Source organism: Ardenticatena maritima, from assembly GCF_001306175.1.
In the GTDB taxonomy this organism is placed as follows: domain Bacteria; phylum Chloroflexota; class Anaerolineae; order Ardenticatenales; family Ardenticatenaceae; genus Ardenticatena; species Ardenticatena maritima.
Genome location: NZ_LGKN01000003.1, coordinates 1,048,157 through 1,074,726, shown reverse-complemented (window position 1 = coordinate 1,074,726; position 26,570 = coordinate 1,048,157). Strand labels below are relative to the sequence as shown.

At 57.3% G+C, this 26,570-nt stretch carries 23 protein-coding genes and 1 pseudogene; 12 read left to right on the top strand and 12 right to left on the bottom strand.

The features are described 5' to 3' along the window. The first annotated feature begins 5 nt into the window (after positions 1 to 5). The 9 genes and pseudogenes from nuoF to SE16_RS04670 all read left to right on the top strand — a co-directional run bounded on the left by nuoF (position 6) and on the right by SE16_RS04670 (position 11,869). Positions 6 to 1,280: an NADH-quinone oxidoreductase subunit NuoF gene (nuoF, locus tag SE16_RS04710; protein WP_054492137.1), complete on the top strand. Its 1,275-nt coding sequence runs from the start codon at positions 6 to 8 to the stop codon at positions 1,278 to 1,280. A gap of 32 nt (positions 1,281 to 1,312) precedes the next feature. Then, positions 1,313 to 4,003, top strand: a complete 2,691-nt coding sequence (nuoG, locus tag SE16_RS04705) for an NADH-quinone oxidoreductase subunit NuoG (RefSeq protein WP_054492136.1) — start codon at positions 1,313 to 1,315, stop codon at positions 4,001 to 4,003. Positions 4,004 to 4,037: 34 nt separating this feature from the next. After that, positions 4,038 to 5,063 carry an NADH-quinone oxidoreductase subunit NuoH gene (gene nuoH / locus SE16_RS04700; protein ID WP_054492135.1) on the top strand — a complete coding sequence of 342 codons (1,026 nt, stop codon included), beginning with the start codon at positions 4,038 to 4,040 and terminating at the stop codon, positions 5,061 to 5,063. A 72-nt stretch (positions 5,064 to 5,135) separates the two neighbouring features. After that, positions 5,136 to 5,783: pseudogene (gene nuoI / locus SE16_RS04695) on the top strand (NADH-quinone oxidoreductase subunit NuoI); the annotation flags it as partial. A gap of 3 nt (positions 5,784 to 5,786) precedes the next feature. Next, a complete protein-coding gene (locus SE16_RS04690; RefSeq protein ID WP_054492134.1) occupies positions 5,787 to 6,320 on the top strand; it encodes an NADH-quinone oxidoreductase subunit J in 534 nt (177 codons plus the stop codon). A 39-nt stretch (positions 6,321 to 6,359) separates the two neighbouring features. Continuing rightward, complete coding sequence (gene nuoK / locus SE16_RS04685; RefSeq protein WP_054492133.1) at positions 6,360 to 6,665, top strand: NADH-quinone oxidoreductase subunit NuoK; 306 nt, start codon at positions 6,360 to 6,362, stop codon at positions 6,663 to 6,665. Between the two features lie 45 nt (positions 6,666 to 6,710). Continuing rightward, entirely contained in the window at positions 6,711 to 8,630 is a 1,920-nt protein-coding gene (gene nuoL, locus SE16_RS04680) for an NADH-quinone oxidoreductase subunit L (RefSeq protein WP_054492132.1), read from the top strand. 42 nt (positions 8,631 to 8,672) lie between these two features. Beyond that, positions 8,673 to 10,217 (top strand): NADH-quinone oxidoreductase subunit M, encoded by a 1,545-nt coding sequence (locus SE16_RS04675; RefSeq protein WP_054492131.1) that lies wholly within the window; start codon positions 8,673 to 8,675, stop codon positions 10,215 to 10,217. A 59-nt stretch (positions 10,218 to 10,276) separates the two neighbouring features. After that, a complete protein-coding gene (locus SE16_RS04670; protein ID WP_054492130.1) occupies positions 10,277 to 11,869 on the top strand; it encodes an NADH-quinone oxidoreductase subunit N in 1,593 nt (530 codons plus the stop codon). An 88-nt stretch (positions 11,870 to 11,957) separates the two neighbouring features. On the opposite strand, the gene phaA is transcribed toward SE16_RS04670, so the two are convergent. Continuing rightward, a complete protein-coding gene (gene phaA, locus SE16_RS04665) occupies positions 11,958 to 13,151 on the bottom strand; it encodes an acetyl-CoA acetyltransferase PhaA (RefSeq protein WP_054492129.1) in 1,194 nt (397 codons plus the stop codon). A gap of 151 nt (positions 13,152 to 13,302) precedes the next feature. Here phaA and SE16_RS04660 point away from each other — a divergent pair, with 151 nt between their 5' ends. Beyond that, positions 13,303 to 14,172, top strand: coding sequence for a KaiC domain-containing protein (locus SE16_RS04660; protein WP_054492128.1), 870 nt, complete (start codon positions 13,303 to 13,305; stop codon positions 14,170 to 14,172). 31 nt (positions 14,173 to 14,203) lie between these two features. After that, positions 14,204 to 14,581 carry a hypothetical protein gene (locus tag SE16_RS04655; RefSeq protein ID WP_054492127.1) on the top strand — a complete coding sequence of 126 codons (378 nt, stop codon included), beginning with the start codon at positions 14,204 to 14,206 and terminating at the stop codon, positions 14,579 to 14,581. 47 nt (positions 14,582 to 14,628) lie between these two features. On the opposite strand, the gene SE16_RS04650 is transcribed toward SE16_RS04655, so the two are convergent. Beyond that, entirely contained in the window at positions 14,629 to 15,168 is a 540-nt protein-coding gene (locus tag SE16_RS04650; RefSeq protein ID WP_054492126.1) for a GNAT family N-acetyltransferase, read from the bottom strand. Between the two features lie 75 nt (positions 15,169 to 15,243). Between SE16_RS04650 and SE16_RS04645 the strand changes: the two genes are divergently transcribed. Further along, entirely contained in the window at positions 15,244 to 16,011 is a 768-nt protein-coding gene (locus SE16_RS04645) for a class I SAM-dependent methyltransferase (RefSeq protein WP_054492125.1), read from the top strand. A 31-nt stretch (positions 16,012 to 16,042) separates the two neighbouring features. Here the strand turns inward: SE16_RS04645 and SE16_RS15305 are convergent, their stop codons facing one another. The 10 genes from SE16_RS15305 to SE16_RS04595 all read right to left on the bottom strand — a co-directional run bounded on the left by SE16_RS15305 (position 16,043) and on the right by SE16_RS04595 (position 26,389). Beyond that, complete coding sequence (locus SE16_RS15305) at positions 16,043 to 17,020, bottom strand: aminopeptidase (RefSeq protein WP_054492124.1); 978 nt, start codon at positions 17,018 to 17,020, stop codon at positions 16,043 to 16,045. Positions 17,021 to 17,125: 105 nt separating this feature from the next. Next, positions 17,126 to 18,124 carry an NYN domain-containing protein gene (locus SE16_RS04635; protein ID WP_054492123.1) on the bottom strand — a complete coding sequence of 333 codons (999 nt, stop codon included), beginning with the start codon at positions 18,122 to 18,124 and terminating at the stop codon, positions 17,126 to 17,128. A gap of 141 nt (positions 18,125 to 18,265) precedes the next feature. Next, positions 18,266 to 19,456, bottom strand: a complete 1,191-nt coding sequence (locus SE16_RS04630; RefSeq protein WP_054492122.1) for a glycosyltransferase — start codon at positions 19,454 to 19,456, stop codon at positions 18,266 to 18,268. Further along, complete coding sequence (locus tag SE16_RS04625) at positions 19,449 to 20,042, bottom strand: glycerol-3-phosphate acyltransferase (protein WP_082374011.1); 594 nt, start codon at positions 20,040 to 20,042, stop codon at positions 19,449 to 19,451. The genes SE16_RS04630 and SE16_RS04625 overlap by 8 nt, the downstream gene beginning before the upstream one ends. 14 nt (positions 20,043 to 20,056) lie before the next feature. Then, positions 20,057 to 20,851 (bottom strand): lycopene cyclase domain-containing protein, encoded by a 795-nt coding sequence (locus SE16_RS04620; protein ID WP_054492120.1) that lies wholly within the window; start codon positions 20,849 to 20,851, stop codon positions 20,057 to 20,059. Then, positions 20,848 to 22,164, bottom strand: a complete 1,317-nt coding sequence (locus SE16_RS04615) for a cytochrome P450 (protein ID WP_054492119.1) — start codon at positions 22,162 to 22,164, stop codon at positions 20,848 to 20,850. The genes SE16_RS04620 and SE16_RS04615 overlap by 4 nt, the downstream gene beginning before the upstream one ends. A 104-nt stretch (positions 22,165 to 22,268) precedes the next feature. Then, entirely contained in the window at positions 22,269 to 22,814 is a 546-nt protein-coding gene (locus SE16_RS04610; protein ID WP_054492118.1) for a DICT sensory domain-containing protein, read from the bottom strand. A 20-nt stretch (positions 22,815 to 22,834) separates the two neighbouring features. Next, positions 22,835 to 24,370: a phytoene desaturase family protein gene (gene crtI, locus SE16_RS04605; protein ID WP_054492117.1), complete on the bottom strand. Its 1,536-nt coding sequence runs from the start codon at positions 24,368 to 24,370 to the stop codon at positions 22,835 to 22,837. A gap of 13 nt (positions 24,371 to 24,383) precedes the next feature. Then, complete coding sequence (locus SE16_RS04600) at positions 24,384 to 25,349, bottom strand: phytoene/squalene synthase family protein (RefSeq protein WP_054492116.1); 966 nt, start codon at positions 25,347 to 25,349, stop codon at positions 24,384 to 24,386. A gap of 17 nt (positions 25,350 to 25,366) precedes the next feature. After that, complete coding sequence (locus tag SE16_RS04595; RefSeq protein ID WP_054492115.1) at positions 25,367 to 26,389, bottom strand: hypothetical protein; 1,023 nt, start codon at positions 26,387 to 26,389, stop codon at positions 25,367 to 25,369. Between the last annotated feature and the right edge of the window lie 181 nt (positions 26,390 to 26,570).

Sequence of the window (26,570 nt, the reverse complement as noted above, 5' to 3'; positions counted from 1 at the left end):
GCGCCATGGAACAAGTTTACTTGTTGTTGCGACACCGCGAGATTCCGAACATTGACCAGTACGATGTGTACGTGGCGCATGGCGGCTATGAGGGATTGAAAGCCGCTTTGGAAAAAAGCCCGGATGAAGTGATTGACATTGTCAAACAGTCCGGCTTGCGTGGGCGTGGTGGTGCAGGGTTCCCCACCGGCGTCAAATGGGGCTTTGTGCCCAAAGATGTGTTCCCCAAATACCTGGTTTGCAACTTTGCCGAAGGGGAACCGGGGACGTTCAAGGACCGCGAGATTGTCGAAAACAACCCGCACCAGCTCATCGAAGGGATTATCATCGCCGCGTACGCTATTCAAGCCAGTACCGCATACATTTACCACCGCGGCGAGTTCACCTATGCCGCCGCGCAGTTGCAGAAAGCCATTGCGGATGCCGAAGCCCACGGCTGGCTGGGTGAAAACATTCAGGGGACTGGTTTCAGTCTGAAAATTCACCTGCACCGCGAAGCCGGCGCTTACATTTGTGGGGAAGAAACGGCGCAATTGAACAGTATCGAAGGCTATTTGGGACAACCTCGCTTGAAGCCGCCGTTTCCGGCTGTTGAAGGCTTGTGGCGCAAGCCGACCGTCATCAACAACGTGGAAACGCTCTCCAACTTGCCGGGTATTTTGCGCCATGGGGCCGATTGGTATCGCCAGTGGGGCACCGAAAAGAACCCCGGCACGCGTATTTACGGCGTCAGCGGGCATGTGGTGCGCCCCGGCTTGTACGAGCTGCCCACCAATGTGACCGCACGCGAACTCATTTTTGAGCATGCGGGCGGTATCTGGAAAGGGCGTGGCTTCAAAGCCTTCATTCCCGGCGGTGTTTCGGCGCCGATTTTGACCGAAGAACACCTCGATACCCCGCTGACGTTCGACGACTTGGCCGCTGTTGGCTCGATGGGGGGCTCTGGCGGCGTGATTGTGATTGACGACCACACGGATATGGCGTGGCTCACCTACAAGATGGTGGCCTTCTATCGCCATGAATCGTGTGGGAAGTGCAGCCCATGCCGCGAAGGGACCTACTGGCAAAAGATGTTGCTCACCCGTATTGTCAGCGGGCGTGGGACACGCACCGATATTGAATTGTTGAAGCAGGTGAGCGACCAGATGACGAACAAATGCTTCTGCCCGCTGGGTGAGTCTTCGCGTGGTGTGGTACAGGCGGTGTACAAGTACTTTGGCGATGAAATGTACGTGCACGCGAAAGATATTCCGGTTCTCCAAACCGAGCAACGGTCTTAGAACAAGACATGGTCAATGGAACAGAGAGTGCCATGAGCGAACAAAACCTTGTTACCATTTACATTGATGGACAACCCGTTCAAGCGCCCGCCGGTACCCCAATTGTCGAGGCGGCGAAGGCGGCTGGTATCGAAATCCCCGTCTTTTGCCACCATTCCAAGTTGACGCCGGTGGGGATGTGCCGCATGTGTCTGGTGCGCGTCGGCACGCCTGCGCGCACACGCACGGGCGAGCTGGAATTGGACGAAAACGGCAACCCCGTCATTCGTTGGTTCCCGCGCTTGATGACCGGGTGTACGACGCCGATTACCGAGGGCATGCACGTTGAGGTCAACATTCCCGAAGTGCAGGATGCATGGCGGGGGACGCTCGAATTCTTGCTGACAAGCCACCCGCTTGACTGCCCGGTCTGCGACAAAGGCGGCGAGTGCCCATTGCAAGACCTCACGTTCGCCTATGGGCCCGACCTGAGCCGCTTCTATAAACCCTACAAACTGCACTTTGAAAAGCCCATCCCGCTGAGCGAACTCATCTGGCTCGACCGGGAACGCTGTATCTACTGCTCGCGCTGTATTCGCTTCTGCGATGAGATTGCCAACGACCCCGTGCTCGATTTTGCCGACCGTGGGCGTGGGCAACACATTGTGAGCGTGAGCGATGTCCCGTTTGATTCGTATTTCAGCGGGAACACAACCGACATTTGCCCGGTTGGCGCGTTGACGACCGAAGATTTCCGCTTCAAGGCGCGTGTGTGGGAGCTCAACAATGTGCCGAGCGTCTGCCCGCACTGCCCCGTGGGGTGCAACATTGTCATTGGCGAACGCGCGGGCGATATCAAGCGCATTATGCCGCGCCAAAACGAGTGGGTGAACGAAATCTGGATGTGCGACAAGGGGCGCTTTGGGCACCACTTTGTGCGCGCCGAAGACCGGTTGACCACGCCGCTCATCAAGGGCGAAGATGGGCAATTCCGCGAAGCCACCTGGCCCGAAGCGTTGGACTACGTCGCCAATCGGCTTTCGGCGGTGATTGCGACCGAGGGACCGTTGGCGGTGGGTGGTATTGCCGGTGGGCGCGCCGCCAATGAAGATTTGTACCTCTTTGTAAAACTGTTCCGCGATGTGCTGGGGTCGCCGAACATTGACCACCGCATTGCCTGGCCGGTGGGCACGGGTATCGAACAGGCTGTTGCCGAAGTGGGGCTGACCAGCGAGTCGAACCTGAATGCGCTGGGCAAAGGCGCAACCATTCTCATGCTGGGGACGGATGTCAACGAAGCCCAGCCGGTCACCTACTTGCGTGTGCGCAAGGCGCGCCGCAGTGGCGCACATGTGGTGGTGGCGCAAGCACGCCGCGTCAAAGAACATGCCGAAGCCACACACACGCTCGACTATCGCGTCGGCGGCGAAGCCCACGCGGTGGTGGCGTTGCTGAAAGCGGTGCTTGCGCGCCTGGATGAACCTTTTGGCGCATACAAGAAACTCGACGGCAAAGATGACGTGCTCGCCGCGCTTGAAGCGCTTTCGCAAGAAGACTTGCTGGCGCAAGCCGGGCTCACCGCCGAAGCGGTTGAAGCCGCCGCCGAGGCGATTGCTTCCGCCGAGCACCTGGTGGTGATGGTGGGGCGCGAAGCCCTGGTGGGGGCTGGTGTGAACGCGACAACGCTGGTGGATGCTGTGGTTGCGTTGCTGACGGCAACCGGTAAAGCAGGGCAACCCAACAGCGGGTTGGTGGCGCTCTGGCCGCACAACAACACGCAGGGCGCGAACGATATGGGCGTGTTGCCGCACTTGTTGCCCGGCTATGAACCTGCTGAAGCCATTGGCGCTGACATTGACGCCATGTTGACCGGCGCCGCCGGGCTCAAAGCCATGTACATCATGGCCGCCGACCCCGTGCGCGACCGCCCGTCGAGCCGTGCCGTGCTTGAAAACCTCGACTTCCTGGTCGTGCAAGACCTCTTCCTGACGGAGACGGCGCAACTGGCGGATGTGGTGTTGCCGGCGGCGGCGTTTGCCGAACGCGATGGGACTTACACGTCCTATGAACGCCGTGTCCAGCGTTTCGATGAAGCGTTGGAACCGCCGGGCGACGCTATGCCCGACTGGTGGATTTTGGCGCAATTGGCGTCGCGTTTTGATGCGGCCTGGCCGCTTTATACGCTCGCCGATGATGTGATGCAGGAGATTGCCAAGCAGGTCAAACGCTACAAGAAGATGACCTATGACAATCTCGAAGGCGAGCCGGTTGTGTGGAGCACGACCGCCGACCGCCACCACATCTACACGGGCACGGCGACGCTCAACTCCTGGTTTGGGCGGCAGTGGGAAGTGGAAGCCGAAGCGCGGCGGCCAAAGTTTGCGTTGCGCTGGCATGATTTGCAAGCAGTGGAGGATGCCGAAGGCTTCCGCGTGGTGCCGCAAACGCGGCTCTATGATAACGGCACGCTCATTCGCCGCAGCACCTTGCTTGACCAGCGCCGTGCACGCCCCGAAGTGGTGTTGAGCGCGGCGGACGCCGAGCGCCTGGGTGTGCAGGATGGCGATGTCGTGCGTCTGGTACGCGATGGCGTGCAGGTTGAAGCCCCTGCGCGTATTGGAAAAGGCGTGCAGCCGGGTGTGGTCGTCGTGCCGGTGGACGTAGATGGTACTGAATGGAACGCTTTGACGGGGGGCGGTTTGGAAGCCCCTGTGGTTCGTCTTGAAAAGGGAGCGCAAGCATAACGCGCAGGTGAGACAACAAATCAGGTGAGGCACCATGCTGGCCGATTTCATCGAGACCATTGTGAAAATTATCGTCGTTGTGGTTGTGCTGCTCACGGGCTTTGCCTACATGACCTGGTTCGAGCGGCGTGTGATTGCGCGTTTACAGGTGCGCATTGGTCCTAACCGTGTGGGGCCTGAGGGCTTGTTGCAACCACTGGCGGATGGGGTGAAACTCTTCTTCAAGGAAGACATCATCCCCGCCGAAGCCGATAAAGTGCTCTACTTGCTGGCGCCCGTGCTGGCGGTTGTGCCGTCGTTGCTGGCGGCGGCGGTGCTGCCTTTTGGTCCCGACATCACGCTGTTTGGGCGCACCATTCACCTCTACATCGCCGACATCAACATTGCCTTGCTCTACTTCCTGGGGCTGGGATCGCTGGGTGTGTACAGCGTGGTGTTGGCCGGCTGGGCGTCGAACAACAAGTATGCCTTGCTGGGGGGCTTGCGTGCGTCAGCGCAGATGATTTCCTACGAATTGGCGATGGGACTGTCGGTGCTTTCGATTGTCATGCTGGCGGGCTCCTTCAGCCTGGTGGATATCGTCAACGCGCAAGCCGGTGGGCGCTGGTTCGTGCTGATGCAACCGCTGGCGTTCATCATCTTCATTATCACGATGCTGGCGGAAACGAAGCGCGCCCCGTTCGACTTGCCGGAAGCCGAACAGGAATTGGTGGCTGGTTTCCACACCGAATACAGCGGGATGAAGTTCGCCCTCTTCTACATGGGGGAATACATCGGCATGATTGTAATTAGCGGCGTTGCGGTTTCGCTCTTCCTGGGCGGCTGGCGCGGTCCGTTTGCCGAGCAGATTCCGCTGTTGGGCGTGCTCTACTTCTTCCTGAAAGTGGCTCTGTTCATGTTCTTCTTCGTCTGGATGCGCGCCACCTTGCCCCGTTTGCGCTACGACCGCTTGATGCAATTGGGATGGAAAGTGTTGTTGCCGCTTTCGCTGGCGAATGTGGTCATCACGGCGTTGGCGGTGGTGGCGCGTGATACGGGATTCTTTGGCCTGTTGGGATAGCAATACTCGTGGTCTTTTTCTCCGCCTTGCGAAAGGTGTGCAAGAGGCGTACACGAGTCATTCAAGAAGGGAGTTGGCACAACCATGATTGGAGCAATTTTTGAAGGGCTGCGGACAACGTTCAAACAGATGTTCCGCAAGCCGATTACAGTGGAATATCCCGATATCAAACGCCCGGTTTTTGAGCGTTTTCGTGGGCGGCATGAATTGAAACGCCACCCGAATGGGTTGGAGCGCTGCATTGGGTGTTCGCTCTGTGCAGCGGCGTGCCCCGCGGACGCCATTTTTGTGGAGCCGGCTGAAAACACGGATGAAGAACGCTATTCGCCGGGTGAACGCTACGCCAAGCGGTATGAAATCAACATGCTGCGCTGCATTTTCTGCGGTTTTTGCGAAGAAGCGTGCCCGGTGGATGCGATTGTGCTTGAGCACAATTACGAGATTTCGAGTTATACGCGCAAGGCGATGATTTACACGAAAGAGATGCTTTTGGTGCCGCCGCCGCCGGGGGTGCCTGGGACGCCGCAAAAAGGTCCCGCACCGCGTCCGCAAGATATGCCGCACCCGGTGCATAACCCGCAACGTGTGGACCGTGTGCCGCCTGGTGGGTTTGTGACAACCTACGTGCCCACCAGCCTGCTGGACGAATACGACCTGACGCCGGATGTGGTCTTGCACCCGGTGCCGGACCCTGAAGACGATGAGAACGCGGAGGGCTAACCGATGAGCGGCGCGGAACTCTTCTTCTACGTGCTCGCAGTGTTGGCGATTACATCGGCGTTGGCGATGGTCTTTACGCCGCGCCCTGTCTATGCGGTGCTCTTCATGGTGATGAACTTCATAGCGGTGGCATTGCTCTACCTGCAATTGGAAGCGCCCTTTTTGGCGGCGGTGCAAGTGCTGGTCTATGCCGGCGCGATTATGGTGCTCTTCTTGTTCGTGGTGATGTTGATGGGTCCTTCACCGGCGCCGTTGTGGGAGCATATTCCCGCCCAACGCCCGCTGGCGTTGTTGTTTTCGCTGGGGTTGTTGGGTGCGCTTGTGGCGGCTATCCGCAACGGAAGTTTCACCCAGTTGACGGGGACGATGACCGAAGCCATTGCCGCCGCCGGTGGGCAATCGCAAGCCCTGGCGGAACACCTGTACAGCCGCTACTTGCTGCCGTTTGAATTGACTTCGCTCATCTTGCTGGTTGGGATTTTGGGTGCGGTGGTGCTGGCACGGATGCCGCGCCGCAAGAAAACAACGACTGACTGAACTGCTGATTTCAGGCGATTTGTGTAGGGAGACCAGACCATGCCTGTACCGGTTGAAAACTACCTGCTCTTGGGAGCCGTCTTGTTCGTGATTGGCATGTTGGGCGTGTTGTTGCGCCGCAACGCCATTGTGATTTTCATGTCTATCGAATTGATGCTCAATGCCGTCAACCTGACTTTTGTGGCGTTGGCGCGCCACCTGAATTCGCTTGATGGGCAAGTGTTCGTCTTCTTTGTGATGACGGTGGCGGCTGCCGAAGTCGCCATTGGGTTGGCGCTGATTGTGGCGATTTTCCGCTCGCTGGGTACATCGGACGTGGACGACGCGCACATGTTGCGTGGCTAACAACGAAGATGACATAAAATTTCGACGAAACAGGTTGAGGGAACCATGGCAACACTTGTGTGGTTGATTTTGCTCATACCGCTGGCTGGCGTTGTCGCCAACCTGGCGTTGGCGAAGGTGCTGCCCAAGCGCACCGCGGGTTGGTTGGCGACGGCGGCTGTGGGCGTTTCGTTCGTCCTTGCGGTGGTGCTCTTCATGCAAGTTCGGGGTGTGCTGGAAGAGGAGCATGCCTTTTTGACCGAGCCGCTCTACACATGGGTGCTTGTGGATACGCTCTATGTACCCATTCAACTGCTTGTTGACCAACTTTCGCTTTTGATGGTGTTGGTCGTGACAGGGGTGGGCTTCCTCATCCATGTCTATTCAAATGGGTACATGGCGCACGATGATGGCATTCGGCGCTACTTCGTTTATTTGAACTTGTTTGTCTTTTCCATGTTGCTGCTGGTGTTGGGCGCCAACTATGTGTTGCTTTTCACCGGTTGGGAACTGGTCGGGTTGTGTTCCTACTTGCTGATTAGTTTTTGGTACACCGACCCCAAGAACGCCGCCGCCGGGCGCAAAGCCTTCATTGTCAACCGCATTGGCGACTTTGGCTTTGCACTTGGCGTTTTCCTGATTTGGACGACGTTCGGCTCGCTGGTGTATACCGATGTGTTTGAAGCCGCAGGTACGGCGGCGCCGGCAACCTTGACGCTGATCACCTTGTTGCTCTTTGTGGGAGCCACCGGGAAGAGCGCGCAACTTCCGCTCTATGTCTGGTTGCCTGACGCGATGGCTGGTCCCACGCCTGTTTCGGCGCTCATCCACGCGGCAACCATGGTGACGGCGGGCGTCTACATGATTGCCCGCTCACATGCGCTCTACGCTGCCGCGCCTACAACACCGTTGATTGTGGCAACGATTGGCGCACTGACGGCGATTTTTGCCGCCAGTATTGCCATCACGCAACTGGATATCAAAAAGGTGCTGGCGTATTCGACGGTCTCACAGTTGGGCTACATGTTCCTTGCCGTAGGCGTGGGGGCCTATGTGGCTGCGATTTTCCACCTGTTCACCCATGCCTTCTTCAAAGCGTTGCTCTTCCTCGGTTCGGGGAGTGTGATTCACTCGATGGAACATGCCGCGCATGAAACGGGTGAGCACATTGACCCGCAGGATATGCGCCACATGGGCGGCTTGCTGAAACGCATGCCCCAAACGGGGTGGACCTTCCTCATTGGTGCGGCGGCGCTGGCCGGCTTGCCGCTGACATCGGGGTTCTTCTCGAAGGATGAAATTTTGGCGCAGACTTTCTTCGGCGGGCATACGGTGCTCTACCTGATTGGCGCTATTACCGCCTTCCTGACCGCGTTCTACTCGTTTCGCCAGTTCTTCATGGTCTTTACGGGAGAGCCGCGCAGCAAAGCAGCCGAACACGCACACGAATCGCCCGCCGTGATGACCGTACCGCTGATGATTCTGGCGGTCTTTGCGCTGGGTGCTGGGCTTGTGTTCGGCTTACCGCTTGAAAACGGCGCGATTCATCACTGGTTGGAACCGGTCTTCCACGATGTGCTTGAGCACCACGAGGGCGGTAATCCCATGCTGTTGATTGCCATTTCGTCGGTGATTGCTCTGGCGGGGGCGGGCTTGGCGTATGCCATCTATGTGCGCCGCGCCGCCGACCCCGAGGCATTGGCGGCACGCTTCGCGCCCCTGTATCGCCTCTCGTACAACAAATTCTACGTGGATGAACTCTATGGCGCGTTGTTCGTGCGCCCCTTCTTTGCGCTGGCGTCGTTCCTGGCGTTTGTGGTTGACAAACTGGTCATTGACGGTGCTGTGAACGGGGTTGCAACCGTGTTGCGCTTGGCAAGCGAAATCTTGCGGCGGTTGCAAATGGGGTACGCTCGCGCCTATGCGTTGACGATGGCGCTGGGCGTGCTGATTCTGGTGGCCTACTTCTTGAGTGGTGGTTTCTAACGTGCTGAAGAATCCGTCGAATAGAGGAGACGATAGAGAACGATGAACCAGTTTGGATTGCTTTCGGCCATCATCTTCGTTCCGTTGCTTGGCGCATTGCTCATTGCCTTGCTGGTGCCACGCAACCGCATGGATTGGGTGCGTGGGTTGGCGTTGGGCACTGCGTTGGTCGAACTTGTTCTGACGCTATGGCTCGTGGCACGTTTCGACCCCACGTCGGCCGACTTTCAATTTGTCGAAACCCATTCGTGGATTTCGCTCTTTGGCGGCAACGTCACGTTTCTGTACCGTGTGGGGGTTGACGGGATTAGCCTCTGGCTGATTCCACTCACGGCGTTGCTGACAGTGGTGGCGATTTTGTTCTCGTGGGGGAGCATACAGACACGCGAGCGCGAGTACTATGCGCTCATGTTGCTGCTCACCACGGGAATGATGGGCGTTTTTACAGCGCTCGACATGTTCCTTTTCTACATCTTCTGGGAAGTTGTGCTCATCCCCATGTACTTCCTGATTGGGATTTGGGGGTCGAAGAACCGCATTTACGCGACTGTGAAATTCGTGCTCTACACTATGGCGGGGTCGGCGTTGATGCTGGCCGCCATCATCGCGTTTGCCTGGATTTTGGTGCCTTTCACCCAGCAACTCACCTTTGACCTGACCGTCTGGAAGCAGGCGGTACAATCAGGGTTGTGGGATGCCGGCATTGTCAGCGACCGCATGGAAACGCTCATGTTCCTGGCGTTTGTGCTGGCGTTTGCCATCAAAGTGCCGCTCTTCCCCTTCCACACCTGGTTGCCCAACGCCCACGTTGAAGCGCCGACCGCTGGTTCGGTCATTCTGGCGGGCGTCTTGCTGAAAATGGGGACCTATGGCTTCGTGCGGTTTGCGATGCCTTTGTTCCCGCAAGCCTCACAACAGTTCGCGCCCATTCTGGCGGGGCTTGCGATTGTGGGCATTCTCTATGGGGCGGCGGTGGCGTTCGCCCAACGTGATATCAAGAGCCTGATTGCCTATTCTTCGGTGAGCCACATGGGTTTTGTTGTCCTGGGTTTGGCCGCGATGAACCCGCAAGGCGTGAGCGGTAGCATTTTGCAAATGGTCAACCACGGTTTGAGCACGGGGGCGCTCTTCTTGCTCATCGGCATGATTTACGACCGCCGCCATACACGCGAAATGTCGGAATACGGCGGTTTGTGGAAAGTCGTGCCGGTGTACGCCATCTTCTTTTTGATTGTGGCGCTCTCAAGCCTGGGCTTGCCTGGGTTGAATGGGTTTGCCGGTGAGTTCATGATTCTCATTGGGGCTTTCCGCGCGAACCAGTGGTGGGCGGTGTTTGCCACCTTTGGTGTGGTGTTGGGGGCGGTGTACATGCTCTGGCTGTACGGCAACGTCTTCTTTGGCCCCATCACCAAGCCGGAAAACGAAACGTTGGCTGACTTGAACAAACGCGAAATCCTGGCGCTTGTGCCGCTGGTGGCGCTTATCATTCTCATTGGTGTTGCGCCGCACATTTTTGTCGAACCCATGCAGCCCAGTGTCGCACGTCTGTTGCAGGAAGTGGGCGGCACCGTTTTGACGATGCGGTAAGCCATGCGACCGACGACGTCTCGACAGGGCAAATTTGAAGGATACACGGTGAAGGAACTATGAACGACTTCTTCGCACTTGGCTGGGAAGCCTTGGGACCATTTTTGCTGGTCTGCGCTACGGCGCTCATTGTCATGTTGAGCGATTTGTGGCTGGAAGATGACGAGCGCGAATGGCTGGCATATTTTTCGCTGGCGGGGCTGGCCGGGGCGTTCATCATGGCCGTACGGCAGTTCCTGCTGGTCTCAAATGTGCAGCAGCCTTCTCTGGCGTTCAACGATATGATTATTTGGGATCGCATGTCCAGCGGTTTTCATGTGTTGCTGGTTGGCGTGGCGTTTGTAGCGATTTTGTTGTTGCCGCGCTACCTGGCCGACCATGACAATCTGAACCGCGGTGAATTGTATGCGTTGATGCTTTTCTCGGTTGCGGGGATGATGCTGTTGGCAAGCGCCCGCGACTTGATTGTTATTTTCCTGGGTATTGAATTGCTCAGTTTCCCGCTCTACATTCTGGCGGGCTTTGCGCGCCCCCGTGTGGATTCAGAAGAAGCCGCGCTCAAGTATTTCTTGCTGGGGGCGTTTGCGAGTGGGTTCTTGTTGTACGGGATTGCGCTCATCTATGGCGCGGTTGGCTCCACCAATCTGGGCGTCATCAGCACGACCTTCACCGTGCTGGGCGTTGGCGAAACGCTCACCAATACGCTGTTCCTGATTGGGCTTGCGCTGATGCTGGTGGGGTTTGGCTTCAAAATTTCGCTTGCGCCTTTCCACCAGTGGACGCCTGATGTGTATCAAGGTGCACCGACGCCCATTACGGCGTTCATGGTGGCGGCAACAAAAGCCGGTGGCATGGTGGCGCTGATGCGTGTGTTGTATACGGCGTTGGTGCCTGCCGCCGACTTGTGGGTGCCTATTCTGGCCATTCTCGCCGCTGTGACGATGACATGGGGGAACGTGGCCGCGCTTGTGCAAAGCAATATCAAGCGCATGCTCGCGTATTCCAGTATTGCGCACGCCGGCTACATGCTGATTGGCGTGTTGGCTGGCTCGGATATTTTTGTGCTGCTCTACCTCTTGGCATATGCCTTGATGAACCTGGGGGCGTTTGCCGTCATTCTCGGCTTGCGCAAGGGTGAAGACGACGAAGTCCTTGAATTGGACGATTTCAGGGGGTTGAGCAAGACCTATCCGGTGGCGGCGGTGCTCCTCAGCCTCTTTTTGCTCAGCCTGGCGGGGTTCCCCCCGACGGCGGGCTTTTTCACCAAATTCATGATTTTCAACGCTGGTATCGCCGGCAACTTGCAGTGGCTTGTGGTTGTGGCAGTGCTCAATAGCGTGGTGTCGGTATTCTACTACGCGCGTGTGATTATCAAGATGTTCATGCAGGAAGCCGAAGAAAACCTTGCCGTCTCGTGGTCGCCTGATTGGATGCTTTCGGTCGCGTTGGCGTTGACCACGACTGGCGTACTGGTGCTTGGCTTCTACCCCGCGCTGATTACGGATGTCTTGCTCGAAGGAAGCAACGAGAATTTGCTCGTGCGGGGAATTTCGCTGGCGGTTTCCGTGTTGTTGGTCTTGATTTTGATTGGCATTTTCAGCCTGCGTACCGCCACGCATGAGTTGGAAGAAGAAGGCGAGGAAGTCGCCTGAGGTGGGCTGTGTGCTTGTAAATCGTTGAGCCACACAGCCGCAAGGGAGACGAAAACGGGCGCTCATGTGAGCGCCCGTTTTTTTCTGCTTAGGCGAGGCGTTCGACGGCCAGCGCCGTGCCGCCGCCTGTTCCGTGGCAGATGGCGGCGAGCCCAAGTGTTTTTTCGTGATGGCGGAGTGCGTTCAGCAATGTCACGACAATGCGGGCGCCGGATGCACCGATGGGGTGACCAATCGCGACGGCGCCGCCGAGGACATTCAGGCGCTCGTACGGTACGCCCAACATGCGGTGGAAGAGGATGTTGTTGATGGCAAAGGCTTCGTTGTTTTCAAATAGGTCGAAATCGTCAATCTGCATGTTCAAGCGGTTGAGCAGGTTGCGCACAGCGGGGATGGGGGCTTCGGGGAAGCGCCATGTTTCACCAGCCGCCCATGCGCCGCCGAGAACCCGCGCAATGGGGGTGAGCCCATAGCGTTCGACGGCTTCTGCACTGGCAAGCACCAATGCCGCCGCCCCGTCCGAAATCTGGCTGGAATTGCCGGCGGTGAGCACGCCATCTTTGCGGAAGGCTGGGCGCAGTTTCGCCAGCGTTTCGGTAGTGGTTTCGGGACGGATGCCTTCATCCCGATCAACAAGGGTTGTGCCTTTGCGTGTGCTGATTTCGATGGGGGCGATTTCGTGGGCGAAAATGCCGTTTTCAGTAGCGGCGTGGGCACGTTGTTGTGAGAGGGCGGCGATTTCATCCAATTCTTCACGGGTGATGCCATGTTCCGCCGCCAGGCGTTCAGTTTGTTCGCCCATTGCTTCCCCCGTGGTCGGGTCGGTGAGCCCATCGTAAAGCAAGATGTCCACCAGGTTTTCGGGAGCACCTAACAAGAATTTGTATCCCCAACGGGCACGGTGGGAGAGAAAGAAGCCGGCTTGCGACATGGATTCCACGCCGCCGGCTAGAGCAAGGTCGGCTTCACCAGCGCGGATGAGCATGGCGGCGTTGTACAGCGCCATCATGCCCGACGAGCAGACCATATCCACAGCGTAGCCGTCCACTTCTTTGGGAATGCCCGCTTTGAGCGCGGCTTGACGGGGAATCAATTGCCCATGCCCGGCACGCAGGACATTCCCGAAGATGTAGATATCGAGATGTTCAGGGGCGACGTGCGCGCGTTGCAGCGCGGCTTGCATGGCATGCGCGGCGAGGTCGCTGGGGGAAAAGTCTTTCAGCAGACCGCCGAAACGCCCAATGGGGGTTCGTACGGCGCTGACGATGTAGATGTCTCGCATGCGTCTTCCTCCTCATCGAGAGATTGCTTCGGTGCGGGTTGATGATGCGCGAGGGGCGCGAAATTGGCAAATGCCGCGCTGGGGAAACTAATGCGATTCTAACGAGGGGCGGGTATGTTCGTGCAGGAAATACGCGAGAGGAGGCGGCGGTATGAGCACGTATCAGGAAGTAGCGCCGTTTTTGGAAGGTGTGGGGCTTTTGAAGGAGGTGGCGCAGCACGCGCCGCGCCTGGAAGGGGTCCCGACGGGGGTTGAAGGGCTGGATGCGCTCTTTTTCATCACCGAGTGGCAGGACGGGAAGCCGGTCAAGCGCTCGTTGGGCGGGATTCCGCGGTATAGCGTGATGCAGGTGACGGGGGTTTCTGATACGGGCAAGAGTTTGCTTGTTGAACAATTTGCTGTTGAGCAGGCGCGGCGCGGTACGTCGGTGGTGTTTGTCACACTGGAAAGCCCGGCGCCGTTTGTGGCGGTGGGCTTGAAACAACGTGCGCAGGCCATGGGGGTCTCCTTTGGGGATGTTGAATCGCATATCGTGCTGGTTGATGGAGCAACGTACTCCGTGTTGCGTACAGATGTGCCCACGTTGCTCAGCACATTGGCGCATGCTATTCGCACCTATCACGCCGAAGCCGTGGTGATTGACTCCATTACCGGTTTGTATGAGTCCCGCGAAATGATGGCGCGCGACATTGTGCGCTCGGTGTTCAACTTTTTGAAGAAATGGCGGCAAACGGGGTTGCTTGTTTCGCAAAAACGCAGTGGGCATGATGCGCTGACAGCCGAAGCCGCGGGGGGCTACGCGGTGGGGCATATTTTGGATGGCTCGCTTGTTCTCGCAAAGCAGACCGTGTTGACGGCGTCGCAGGCGCGCCAGTTTGGCGTGCCCATTGGCGAAACGGTGCGCTTGTTCCGCATTGATGGGTGTCGGCTGGCCGGGCACGATTCGCGCACGCATGTATTGGAGATTACTGAGGAGGGGTTGGTGCGCATTGGCCCACCGTTGCAGGAGATTGTGGGGTGAATGAGCGATATCTTGAACGAGGAGGGACGCTATGGTGGTCGTGCAACCGAATCAACCGGAACGTGATGTTGATGCGCGCGCGTGGGCGGTCTTTACCAAAGCGATTGAGTTGGTAGGTGGCCCGCGCGGATTGATTGAGCACCGACGTTTAACCTGGTTGCCGAGTTTGATGGAAGCGGCGTATGCTGTGGTGTTGCGCGAAGAAGCGCATAAGAGCGTTGATGAGATTGCGGCGTTTTTGGGGCTGAGCACGCAGGCTGTGCGGTTGATGCTCCAAGCCTCAACGGATGCGGTGTTGGAGCGTTTGCAAGGTGAAGGGGAAGAAGACTCTCATCGCACACACGTGGCGGGAGGATTGGCGAAACTTGCGTATCAGGCGTTGTTGCGCGAAGCACCTGAAACGCCATAAGCGAGATGTGCATACCACCGCCAGCGCACCCAAGTGGTGCGCTGTTTTTATTCCCCAGCCAGGTCACTTCTGAGACGTGAGAACGTCAAGCGGTCCCAAAAACGCTCGCGAAAGAAATTCGTATGGCGGTGGCGACCTTCACAGAGAAAGCCGCACTGCTGCAACACATGAACCGCGGCCTGATTTTCCGCCAACGTTGAGGCTTCAAGGCGTTCCAGCGTGGTTCGTGTGAATGCAAACGTGCAGAGTGCCCGTAAGGCTTCTGTGGCGTACCCTTTTCCCCAGACAAGCGGGTTGAGTTCGCACCCGACTTCGGCGCGCCAGGGAGCGTTGGGCGCAATACGCAAGCCGATTGTGCCAATAAGCCCCTGTGGATGGCGTGTTTCGATGGCGAGTTGATACGTTGTGCGTGGGTGTTGGGCGGCCGCGTTCATGCACCGCCGAACGAACTCTTGCGCGCTGGTGGGGGTGTGCTCGGTTTCCGGGTAGAAACGTTGATAGCGCGCGTCGCGCCGATATGCGAGCACGAGTTCCCAATCGTCGGGTTGAAAATCGCGCAGAATGAGGCGCGCTGTTTCAAGGTGCATAAGAATTCTCCATTTGGTGTTTTCGTCAGCATGGAGTAGGGTTGGGATTTACCAAATAAGGCGAAGGAGAGAAAGATGGGGACCCCACGTGATATCTTACACTATAACCGTGAGGCCTGGAATCGCGAAGTGGCGCAGGGCAACCCGTGGACGATACCCGTCTCGGCGGAAGAGGTGGCGCGGGCTCGCCGGGGGGATGTGCGCATTTTACTCACCCCTTCGCGTTTTGTGCCGCGCAGTTGGTTTCCGCCAGAGTGGGAAGGTGTGCATGTGCTTTGCCTCGCCTCTGGGGGTGGGCAACAAGCCCCGCTGTTGGCTGCGGCTGGCGCGCAGGTGACCGTGCTGGATAACTCACCGGCGCAACTGGCGCGTGATGAAGAGGTGGCGGCACGCGAGGGATTGACCATTCGCACCGTGTTGGGGGATATGGCGAATGTGCACATGTTCGCTGATAACACATTTGACCTGATTGTACACCCCGTTTCCAACACATTCGTTCCCGATGTTCGCCCCGTATGGCGTGAGGCGTACCGCGTCCTGCGCCCTGGCGGGGCGTTGCTGGCTGGATTTACAAACCCCATTTGCTATTTGTTTGACGAAGCGGACGAAGCCGAGGGGCGTCTTGTGGTGCGTTATGCTTTGCCGCGTCAGTACATGCCTCCTGAGTCGGAAGGTGGACCGCTGGAGTGGAGCCATACGTTGGACGACCAGATTGGCGGGCAATTGGAGGCGGGGTTTCTGTTGGCAGGCTTTTTTGAAGACCGGTACGACCCGGCTGAAGATTTGTTATCAGCATTTACGGCAACGTTTATCGCGACGCGCGCGATCAAACCCAACTGGTAGGGAGGCGGGAGCCAAAAGCCCCCGCGTTCCCTTAGAGAAAAGTCAGCACGCCATCCTGGACGACGATTGTCTCATCCAGCCAGACTGTGGGGCGATACAGGACCATGTCCATGTGAACAGCGCTTTGGGTTTGCCCCCCGTAGAAGATGTTATCGCCCAAAGCAATATGCACGTTCCCGCGCGCCTTCTTTTCTTCTTCAAAATCGCCGTTGTGTAAACTGTTCGGGTTGAGTCCAATCCCAAATTCGGCAATGTTATCGGCGTTCTCAACCTCTTCCACAATACGGCGCAACTCAGCGGCGGCTTTGCCGCCTTCTATTGTCACTACACGCCCTTGTTTTACGGTCAATCGCACAGGTTCATCGGGAATGCCGACATGGCAAATGGGACCATCTACCACGATGACGCCTTCTGCTGTGCCTTCATTGGGACCTTGCGAGACTTCTCCGTCGGGGAACGCGGCTTCTTGCCCGGGCTGGGTAGCAAATCCACATTCAATGATGGGCGCCGCGTTGCCGATGTTGGCGCGGATATCTGTGCCAAGGGGGGTTGTGACGCGGATGGTGCGCGCCTGTTGCCAGATAGCCGCGAGCCGCACACCTTCGGCGTGCAGTTGTCGGTAATCCGCAAGGGCACCCCCACGTGTAAAATGTTGCATGGTGCGCATAACCATCGAGATGGCGCGTAAGCGCCGCGCGTTGTAAAGCACTTTGACGGCTTGGGCGTAGGTGGGCGCACCGCTTGCGCGTGTCAGGCCAATCATGCAATCAACTTCTTCAAGGCTTTTGGCGATGGCGGCGGGGAGTTCGTTGGCTTGTTTGTATGAGCGGCTGGGCATGATGGAGATGACATATTCGCCGCCAAGGGCGTCAACCTCGTTCGCGAGCGCATGCGCCATCTCCATTTCGCTGTCGCGATCGCAGATAATCATCACACGTTCGCCGGGTTGAACAGCCAACAATTCCCGAATGATGCGTCGGGCGCTTTCTTCGGGTGAAAGAGAACGCATGCGGCACCTCCTTCAGCACACATTGCGCAGGTTGTTCTTTATCAAAGAAAACCCCGGCGCGCGGGAAAGATACGTTTTTCTTTGCCAAGTGAGAAGCAATGTGCCTCAGGAAGCAGTGAGTTCATCCAATATCGTTTTGATATAGTTCACAATGCGCTGGTTGTCGGCCGAGCCGTAAAGCATTTGCGCCGCGAGGTGTGGGTCTATTGGCGTGTTTGGCATGCTTTTCATCAACAAATCGAGCAGGCCTCGGTCGCATTTGCGAAGCAGGTCGGACGCATTGTTGATGCCCGGCGCGAACGAGACGCGCCGCGACCAGAGGGGTTGGTCTTCTTTTTCGGGGGGCGCGAATTCAAAACAAAACGTGTGGAACAATTGATGGACGATTTCATTGGCAATGGTCGGTGAGATTGGCGATTGTTGCTCTTTGGCAAAGGTTTTGAACGCCTGACTCAGTTCCAGCAGCGAGGTGTTGGGGTGTTGTTGAGCGAATTTGTAGAAGAGCAGAATTGCCTTGGGGCGGTCTGGGTGCGCTGACATGCGCACTTTGTGCGCGATGGCGTTGAGATACGTTTCGACGCCGTTTTTCTTTTCGCTTAGGGTTTCTGTCCCGTTGGCGGTGGGTTTCTTTTCCAGCAAATCATCGTAGTAGTGGAAGGTGTCGCACGCGCTGATGAGCAACAAAGCACTGGTGGCACGTACACCAATCCCCACAACCGTTTTGCCGCGCAGACGCAGATAGTGCGCCAGGTCGGTAAAGTCGCTATCTCCCGATGCGATGATGGCGTGGGTGAAGGGGGTTTCACCACGCGCCGCCAGGTCAACGGCGTCAATCACCAGGCGAATATCGGCGGCGTTTTTGCCGTGGTAGCTCGCCACATGCACGAGGTCAAACCCCAACGCCAGCAAATCTTGCTGGGCGTGGGTGTAGTTGCTCCAATCAGCATAGGCGCGGCGGACGATGATGCGTCCGTAGGTTTGTGCAGCGTCGTAGATAATGCGCCAGTTGATGGGGGCGCCAATATGCTCATTCACACTGCGAACGATGTTTTCATAGTCAATGAACAGGGCTACAAGCGGGTGAGCGGTTTCCTGAGATGTCATGAAATGCCTCGGCGGTCGTTTTTGGAAAAAATAGTCTTCGTCTTGTGTTGTTTGTCAATTTTATGCAAGCATACAGCGTTCAGGAAACCCGATGGGGGGCTGTTCGACGAAGGGCATGCGGCGTCTCATCCGAGGTGTGTTTCAAGCGTCATGGCTTGTTTCTTCTGCGGGGGATGGTTGGGGATAGACCGGGCGATTTTTCCACGTGGCGCGGCGTGTCATGGCTTGCCCGAGAGAGTGGAACGCAATTAGGGTTGATGTGATGTGAATCAAGGGGAAGAGCCAGACGACGCAGGGGTGCAATCGGAGCCGACGCGCCGTTATCAGCCAGAGCAAAGCCGCGATGAGAATGCTGGTGAGCGCTATTGTGGTTGAGAGGGGTGCGTGAAATATCCATGCCGCGGCGAGCATGCCCCAAGGACCAATGAAAACCAGCGTGAGCCACAACCAGATGAAGAGATACACGCTGAGCCGCCGACCAAATGCGGCGAACAGGTTTTTGCCAAAGCCTTCCCACACGTCGCGGGCTGAGCGATACATGCGGCATGAAGCGACGGCTGTACCGTCCCACAATGCCCAGCGCAAGCCCAGGCGGGCGACATGGCGCGCCAGTGCCATATCTTCGGCGACTTCTTGGCGCACCACCGCATGCCCGCCTACACGTTCATAGGCGGCGCGCGGCATGGTGAGCACTTGCCCAATTGCCGCCGCACCAATGGGGAAATGAAACCGCTGTGCCACCGCCAGCGGAAAATGCGTGAGCAGACTCCAGGGAATCAGAGGCACGCTCAATTTTTCGGCCAGTGTGCGCGTTTCCTGTCGCGGAAAGACCGAGAGCAGGTGTGCCTGGCTTTCGATGAGAGCGGCGACCAGATGGCTGAGCATGGTGGGCGCGTGCCATGTATCGGCGTCAATGAAAACCAGTACGTCCGCAGTGGTGGCGTGTGCGAGTTGCCAGCACGCCCATGGTTTTCCCAGCCAGCCGGGAGGCAAAGTCTGGCCGCGCAGCACGGTGAGGCGTTCTGTCCCGTGTGCCAGGTTCTGCAAAATCTCAGGCGTGGCGTCTGTGGAATTGTCATCAAGCACGTAGATGTGGGCGTCTGGATATGTTTGCGCCAGTAGGGAGCGCACACATCGCTCGATTGTGGCGGCTTCATTCCGTGCCGGAACAAGCACCGCAACCGATGGGAGGCTTTTCGGGGGAGACGCTGTTTCCAGCCGCCGCAGGGTCAGCGCGTTGGCAATGGTGTTTGCCAGAATGAGCAGCAAATAGGCGAGAATGCCCGCTTGTTGCCCATACCACGAGAGGAGAAAGGCGCCCCATTCATGCATGGCGTGGCTCTTTCCGCAATCCAGCGCGCATGTCGTGGCGATACATCCATGCCAGCCAGGCGGCGTGGATGCCGAGAAGCACCCATAACGCCGTCTCCCATTGTTGCCAAAGTCCAAACGCGGCTAGCGTGAGCAAGCCCATTTGAACAGCCCACCCGTCGCGCAAGCGCCAGCCGAGCAGTGCGATGGTGACACCCATGCCGAGCGCCAGCGCGCCAAGGGCGTAAGGCGTCAGCCCAGCCCAGACGCCGAAAATTGTCGCTAACCCTTTGCCGCCGTGCCCACGCAAGAAGGGCGAAAAGGCGTGCCCAAGTGTTGGCGCGAGGGCGATTGCCACCAGGGAAAGACCGCCCCAGCCGCCGTATGTGCGCGCCAACCAGACGGGCAGCCACGCTTTGGCAACATCCAACGCCAGCACAAGAACACCCAGCCGCCGACCGCCGGCTTTCCATGCATTGGTTGCGCCGGGGTTGCCGTCCCCCACAGTGCGCGGGTCAATTCCCGCCAGCCGCCCAAGCCAGACGGCGAAGGGAAGGCTGCCGAGCAGAAAGGCGAACGAGATGGCTAGCAGGCGCATAACGTGCATGTCTCTTGATACATTCAACTGTGTTGAAGAAGCCTGGCGCGTCTGGCTATTGCACGCAAGCGAACCTGAGAGGCGTCTGCAATGGCTAATACCAGACCGAACGTGATGAGAACGTTTGTCAGCAAGAAGAAGGTGGCTTCTTCCAGTGGCAAGCCGCCCCACAGGTGAATGCCAAAGGTTTGTTCAGGGCTGATTTCCCAGATGCCAATGGCGATGGCGAGGGCGTCGGCGGCGCAGAGAAAGAACGTCGGCAGGAGAATGCCGAGCGCAACCAGCCGAATGTGCGTGCGCAAAATATCGCCCCCGAACCAGACTTGGAGCATGATGGGAGGGAGCGCCCAAACGAGAATAAGCGCCATGTAGGTCGCTTCGCGCACGTTGAGGATGAGCCAAGCCGCGCTGAGTATCCACAACGCCCCCAACACACCAAGCGGGAGCAATCGCCAGAGTGGCGCTGTGCGCCATGCGCTGGGGTGTGGTATGCGCCGTGCAAGCCAGAGAACCCACAAGCCTGTCAGGACGGTTTGCAGAACGAAAAAGGTGTATTCTTCAATGGGCACATACCCAATGGTGATACCGGTCACCAGTGCGGGATCGTACCACCAGACACGTGTAGCGACCAGATAGTTGTCCCACGGTGTGGTGTAGGTGACGGCAATGAGAATCAGCGCAAGCAATGCTCGCCAGGGCGAGAAAGCGTTGAGCGATTGAGGGAGCGATACCCCTTTGCGCATGTCCCGCCAGTGCAGTGCGGACAGGATGAGAATGGGCAGAATCAGAAACCGAAGCAGAAAACCAAAGTACGTCATACGCGTCTCCGTATGGTGAGATAGAAATCGGGATGTGGTTCGAGTGTAGCGCCCATGCGTGGGCGTACATGCTGGTGTGTTGGCTCAATGTCGAAACGTTGCAGAATGCGCGCCAGGATGAGCCGTGTTTCAAGCATGGCGAACGCCCCGCCAATGCAATTGCGTGGGCCGCCGCCAAAGGGCAGGTATGTAAAAGGCTGTGGGCGGAAGTCAGATTGCCAGCGTGTTGGCTGGAAAACGTGTGGCGCTTCCCACATGGCGGGATGTCGGTGGACGAGGTAGATGCTTACCATGACGCGCGTTCCTGCTGGAATGCGATACGCTCCCAAAGTGATATCGGCGGCGGTGAAGCGATTGCCGACGTGAATGGGCGGATAGAGGCGAATGCTTTCTTTGCTCGTTTGGTCGAGGCGCACAAGCGCGTTTGCTTTTTCCGGCGTGGGTGGCTCTGTGCCCAGGACGGTGCGCACGTCTTCAACGACCTTGGCCAACCAGTCAGGATGGCGTGCCAGCAACCACAACGTCCATGCGAGATGGGCGGTGCTGGTATCGTGTCCGGCAATGAGCATTGTCATCATCTGGTCGCGCACCAGGTCGTCATCATCGAGATGCTGGATGAGATGCGTCAGCAGGTCGTCCGGTGGAGAGGGGGTGGCACGGCGGCGAGCAATCAGGGCGTAGAGATGCGCTTCAAGTGGTTGGATGGCGCGCGGCAGGTTCGGCGCTCGCCCACGCACAACCCACACACCGGGCCCGATGTACGCCAACGCCCGCAAGATGGGCGTCCAGAGGGTGTTGAGTTCTTCCCACGAGAGGGTGTGGCTGAAATAGATCTCCTCGAAGACCAGAAGCGCGATTTTGCGCATTTCTGTCAATGTGAGAATGCGCCCCTTCGACGGCCAACGGTCAAGCGCGCGGTCTGTGGCGGCGATGATGGCGTCAGCGCGCGGCAGGAAATGGTTGCGGCGACTGCTCGGCGCTATGACGGCGTGCAGGCAATCGTGTTCAGCGCCGTCTGTCACCAGAATGCCGCGACGCAGCAGGCGCATTACTGGGTCGTCTTCTGGGCGCCAGAGAAACTGATGGCGTTGTGTGGTCAGAATGTCGCGGATGAGTGCAGGCGATGCCACAACAACCGGACGAAAGTGCGGCAATGTCAATTGAAAGATATCGCCCAATTGGGCGTGTACGTGTTCCAGAATGGGCAAAATACCACTTAGCCCGTGGCGAAGGTGCGCCAACGCCCGCAAACCGTCGCGCGGACTGAGGTCGGCGACGGTGGGGATGGGGCGCGAAGTCGTGGATGTGGTCATGGTGAATGCCCTTGTGTGGTTGATTCGCCCTGTTTGGGTGTGAAGTGGTTGATGTTCAACAGAACGTTATGCCACATTTGCCTGCGTATGATTGACATGCTTTCTCACAAAAGTTCGGGTGGCAACGGCGCAGGAACGACACCTGGGTAAAGCATGTGCAGAAGATTGAGCACCTTGTACGTGATGTTATGGTCAAAGGCGTAGATCCCCTCATATCGGCGGCTTTGCCCAATTTCCTTGGCGAGGAGCGTCATCGAAAGGCCGGGGCCATAAGCGACCACGAACCAATACGCTTCCAAAAATGAGCCCCCCGTGTCAATGATGGTCGTGTGAGGCAGTGTGGGGGCTGGCGCGTCAAGTGCTGCATAGAGCCAAAGGTGATTGAGAACACGAACCAGGTTGTGGTAGCGAGGCGCCTGGTCGGAAAAGCGCGACATGTATTGAAACGAGACATGCAGGTCAGCACTAGGATGATCGGCGGCTGTATCTTCGATGATGTGACTGATAACAGTCATCTTGTTTACATCGAACGTGTAGCGAAAGGCTTGCGATAGTGATTCGCTCGTCAAATCCGTTGGCGCTGTATCTGGTAAGGCGCTTTGCAATTGTTCCAGGAAACGCCGAAACAAGCGTTCTTGTGGGTGTTGCATGATAGTCTCCTGCATGATCATCAGGCTGGTGTAGCGGCGCGGGTGTGGGTGGGCATGGGGGCGTGCGCCGTTTCGCCGATCAGCGTATCAACGATTTTGGCGGAAGAGACCACGCCGGGCAAGCCGGCGCCTGGGTGTGTGCCCGCCCCGACGAAATAGAGGTTGGGAATATCTTCCGAACGGTTATGGGGACGGAACCACGCTGATTGGGTCAGAATGGGCTGGATTGAGAAGCCTGTGCCCAGGTAGGTATTCAGCGCGTTTTGAAAATGGCGCGGGTCAATCATGCGCTCCGTCACGATGTGTTTGCTCAGGTCGGGCAAATAGTTTTCTTCCAAAAAGCGCATGATGGCGTCGCGATACGGGCGTGCGGTGGTTGCCCAGTCAATGTCAGCGCCAAGATGTGGCACAGGTGCAAGCACGTAGAAACTCTCATGCCCCTCAGGCGCAATGGATGGGTCGGTGAGTGTGGGCATGTGCAGGTAGAGCGAAAAATCTTCGGGGAGTGTTTTGGCGGCAAAAATGTCGCGCAACAAGCCTTTGTAGCGTTCGCTCAGGATGATGTTGTGGTGTTTGAGCGGCGTGTCGCGATAGAGGCGGTTGGTGCCGAAGTAAATCACCACCAGCGACATGCTGTATTTGGTGAGATGTTTGTAGCGAAAATCTGAATTGCGCAGGCCGCGATGTTCGGGTGCGATAAGGTTCATGTACGTAAAGGGGACATCTGCGTTTGAAACCACATGGTCGGCGTGGAAGGTGCGCCCGTCTTTGAGCCGCACGCCCACAGCGCGGCGGTTTTCCACCAGGATTTCATCCACTTCTGCGTTGTAGTAGATGCGCCCGCCCAATTCTTCAATCAACCTGACCAGCGCATTCACGAGCGCAACCGTGCCGCCTTTGGCATACCAGATACCCCACTCGCGCTCCAGATAATGAATCATGGCATAGATAGATGAGGATGTGAACGGATTGCCGCCAATCAGGAGTGGGTGGAATGTGAAACAGCGGCGCAAAAATTCATCCTGGATGAATTGTGAGACGTAACCATAGACAGAGCGGTACGATTGCAATTTGATGAGGTCTGGGGCGACGCGCAGCATGTCGCTGATGTGCAGGAAGGGTTTATCCGCTAGTTCCACAAAGCCTTTTTGGAAAATGGCTTTGGTGGTGGTGATGAAGCGACGATAACCCTCTTTATCGGCTGGATTCCATTGCTCAATCTGGGAGAGTATGAAATCCATATCACCGTTGTAGTCGAAATAACGCCCTTCGTGGTTGAAGATGCGATAGTAGGGCTCAACGGGAATAAAGGTCACGTAGTCTTCACGGCGACGCCCCGCCAGTTCAAAAATCTCATCAAACAGGAAAGGCGCCGTAATGACTGTGGGGCCACCGTCGAACATGAAGCCGTCTTGCTCTACAGCGTAGGCGCGTCCGCCGGGTTTGTCCAGCTTCTCGAAAATGACCACATCATGCCCGCGCGCGGCGAGGCGTGCGGCAGCCGCCAGCCCCCCAAAGCCTGTACCAATAACAATTGTGCGTGGTTTCGTTGACATCATCCTCTTCCTCTCAGGTGGTTGGTATCATTTTCGCATAGCGATTGGTGTAGGCGCGCCATGCAATACCCGGCAACATGCGTATTTTGCGCGTGTCCGAAATATGGGCGCGGCGTGTAAATACGTCGTAGTCGTGCGCTTCGATGTCGTCCAGAATGGCGCGATAGAGTTCCGCGGCGGCGGCGACGGCGAACCGCCCGTCGCGGTGCAAGAAAGCAATCCCGGGCAACGATTCCGCATAGAGGCGGTGGGCGCGTGCAATTTGGTAGCGCATGAAGGCGCGCCAACGCTCATCAACACGTCCCGCGGCGATATCATCTTCTTTCAGATTGAAAGCCGCGAGTTCTTCTTGCGGGAGATAGAGTCGCCCTTGCGCCCAATCCTCAGCGATATCGCGCAGGATGTTGGTAAGTTGCAGGGCTACCCCCAGTTTGATGGCATAGGGAATAGCGGCGGTACTTGTATAGCCGATGATGTGCATGGACATCAACCCCACAGTGGACGCCACGCCGTAGCAGTAGTGCGCCAGGTCTTCAAACGTGGCGTAGCGCGTGATACTGAGGTCTTGTTCGAGTGCTTCCAACAAATGCTCCGCATAGAGCGGGGGAATCATGTAGCGATGGCGAATATCGTACCATGCGACGAGGACGGGATGCTCTTGGGTGGGTGGCTCGCGCAAAGCGTTGCGCCAGGCGTCCAGGTGTTCGCGCCGATTCTCTTCGAGTGTATCCACAATGTCGTCACTGACACGGCAGAACGCGTAAAGTGCACGGATCGCGCGCCGTTTTTCGGCGGGCATGAGCGCTGTGGCCGTATAAAACGTGCGACTGTTGAGGCGTGTAATGGTTTCGCACGCGGTGTAGGCTCTGCCTGTATCGTACCGCAGCGCAGCGGTACGCCGAACAGGCAAATGCTCTTCGAGGGCTAACATGGCCTTGCGGAGCAGGGATTGCTCCCAGGAGTGGTCAACAGTTGACATAAAACGCTCCTTTCTCATCAGGCGCGGTTGGTTGAAGGCGTGATGGATGAAGCCAGCCGTTGCAGGCTTTTCCAGCCGCCATAGAGACCCAAAAACAGCACGTAGAAGAGGAAAACCAGCCCGTACTCGACGACAGGGATGCGCAGCACTTCATTCATGCGGGCGAGGTCGCCAATGGCGAGGTAGAAGCCAACCGTGATGAGAACAAACGCGAGCGCGAAGAGGCGGCGCAGGCGAGTGCTGAGCCCCAACCCGTGCATTTGCGTGAGGATAATGAGTGCCGTGAACCCGAAGAGGAACATAGGCCACAAGCCCTTGCCTTGTTCAATTGCGACCAGTGTCCCATGGAACAGCACCAGCACTTCAAGCAGGAAGGTCCAGTATCGGTTGAGGTGGGCGCGATGGAAAATAAGCACCGATTGTGAGAGCAAGACGAACATGTAGAAAAAGCCGATAAGATGCCCAAAAGTGTTTTCCATGGGGTGATACCAGAATGTGTAAATGAGCGCCCACGAGAACAGGTAGCCGTGGTAGCGCCGAATAACGTCTAAAAATGCTTTGTGGAAGCGCACTTTTTTGCCCCATACGAGCCCACGGCGCGGGGTTTCCAGAATGAGAATGAAAACGAGCATGAGAATGACGGAGCCTTGGGACGTTGCCTCGTGGACTGAAATGGCGAGACCGTCGTACCAGAGTTGTGTTTGCACCCAATGAAGCGCAAAACCGGCCAGATTGACAATAACCATAGCCCAGTTGAACCAGCGGAATCGCTTGCTGTATGTCGGGCGTTGTCGCTGGGCGATGAAAATCAGCCCCCACACGGCGATATTGTGCAGGGCGTACCCCACCCATGAGGTGATATACGCGGCGGTGGTGGGATTGCGTGTTTGCCAGGGGTAAAAGAATGAACTGTATTTGACGCCCACGATGTCAAACCGTGTGTGCAGAGCGCCCGCTGTGAGCCAAATAATGGCGGTGAGTGCCGTGGACGCCAGCAGAAGCGGCACAAAAGGGATGAATTGTTGCCGTGAAAGACGCATAAGCATTGCTCCTTTGAGCGGTTGATGTGGCAACTATAGCGTGTGTCCTTTTTTTGTCAAGAATTCTCTGGTCAATTCATGGTCGTAATAACCAAAATTGCGGAAACGCTTCTCTGAATCTTGGACAATCTATTGACAAGTGCGGGGCTTTTCTTACAATTTCCCAATCAGCCTGAACATT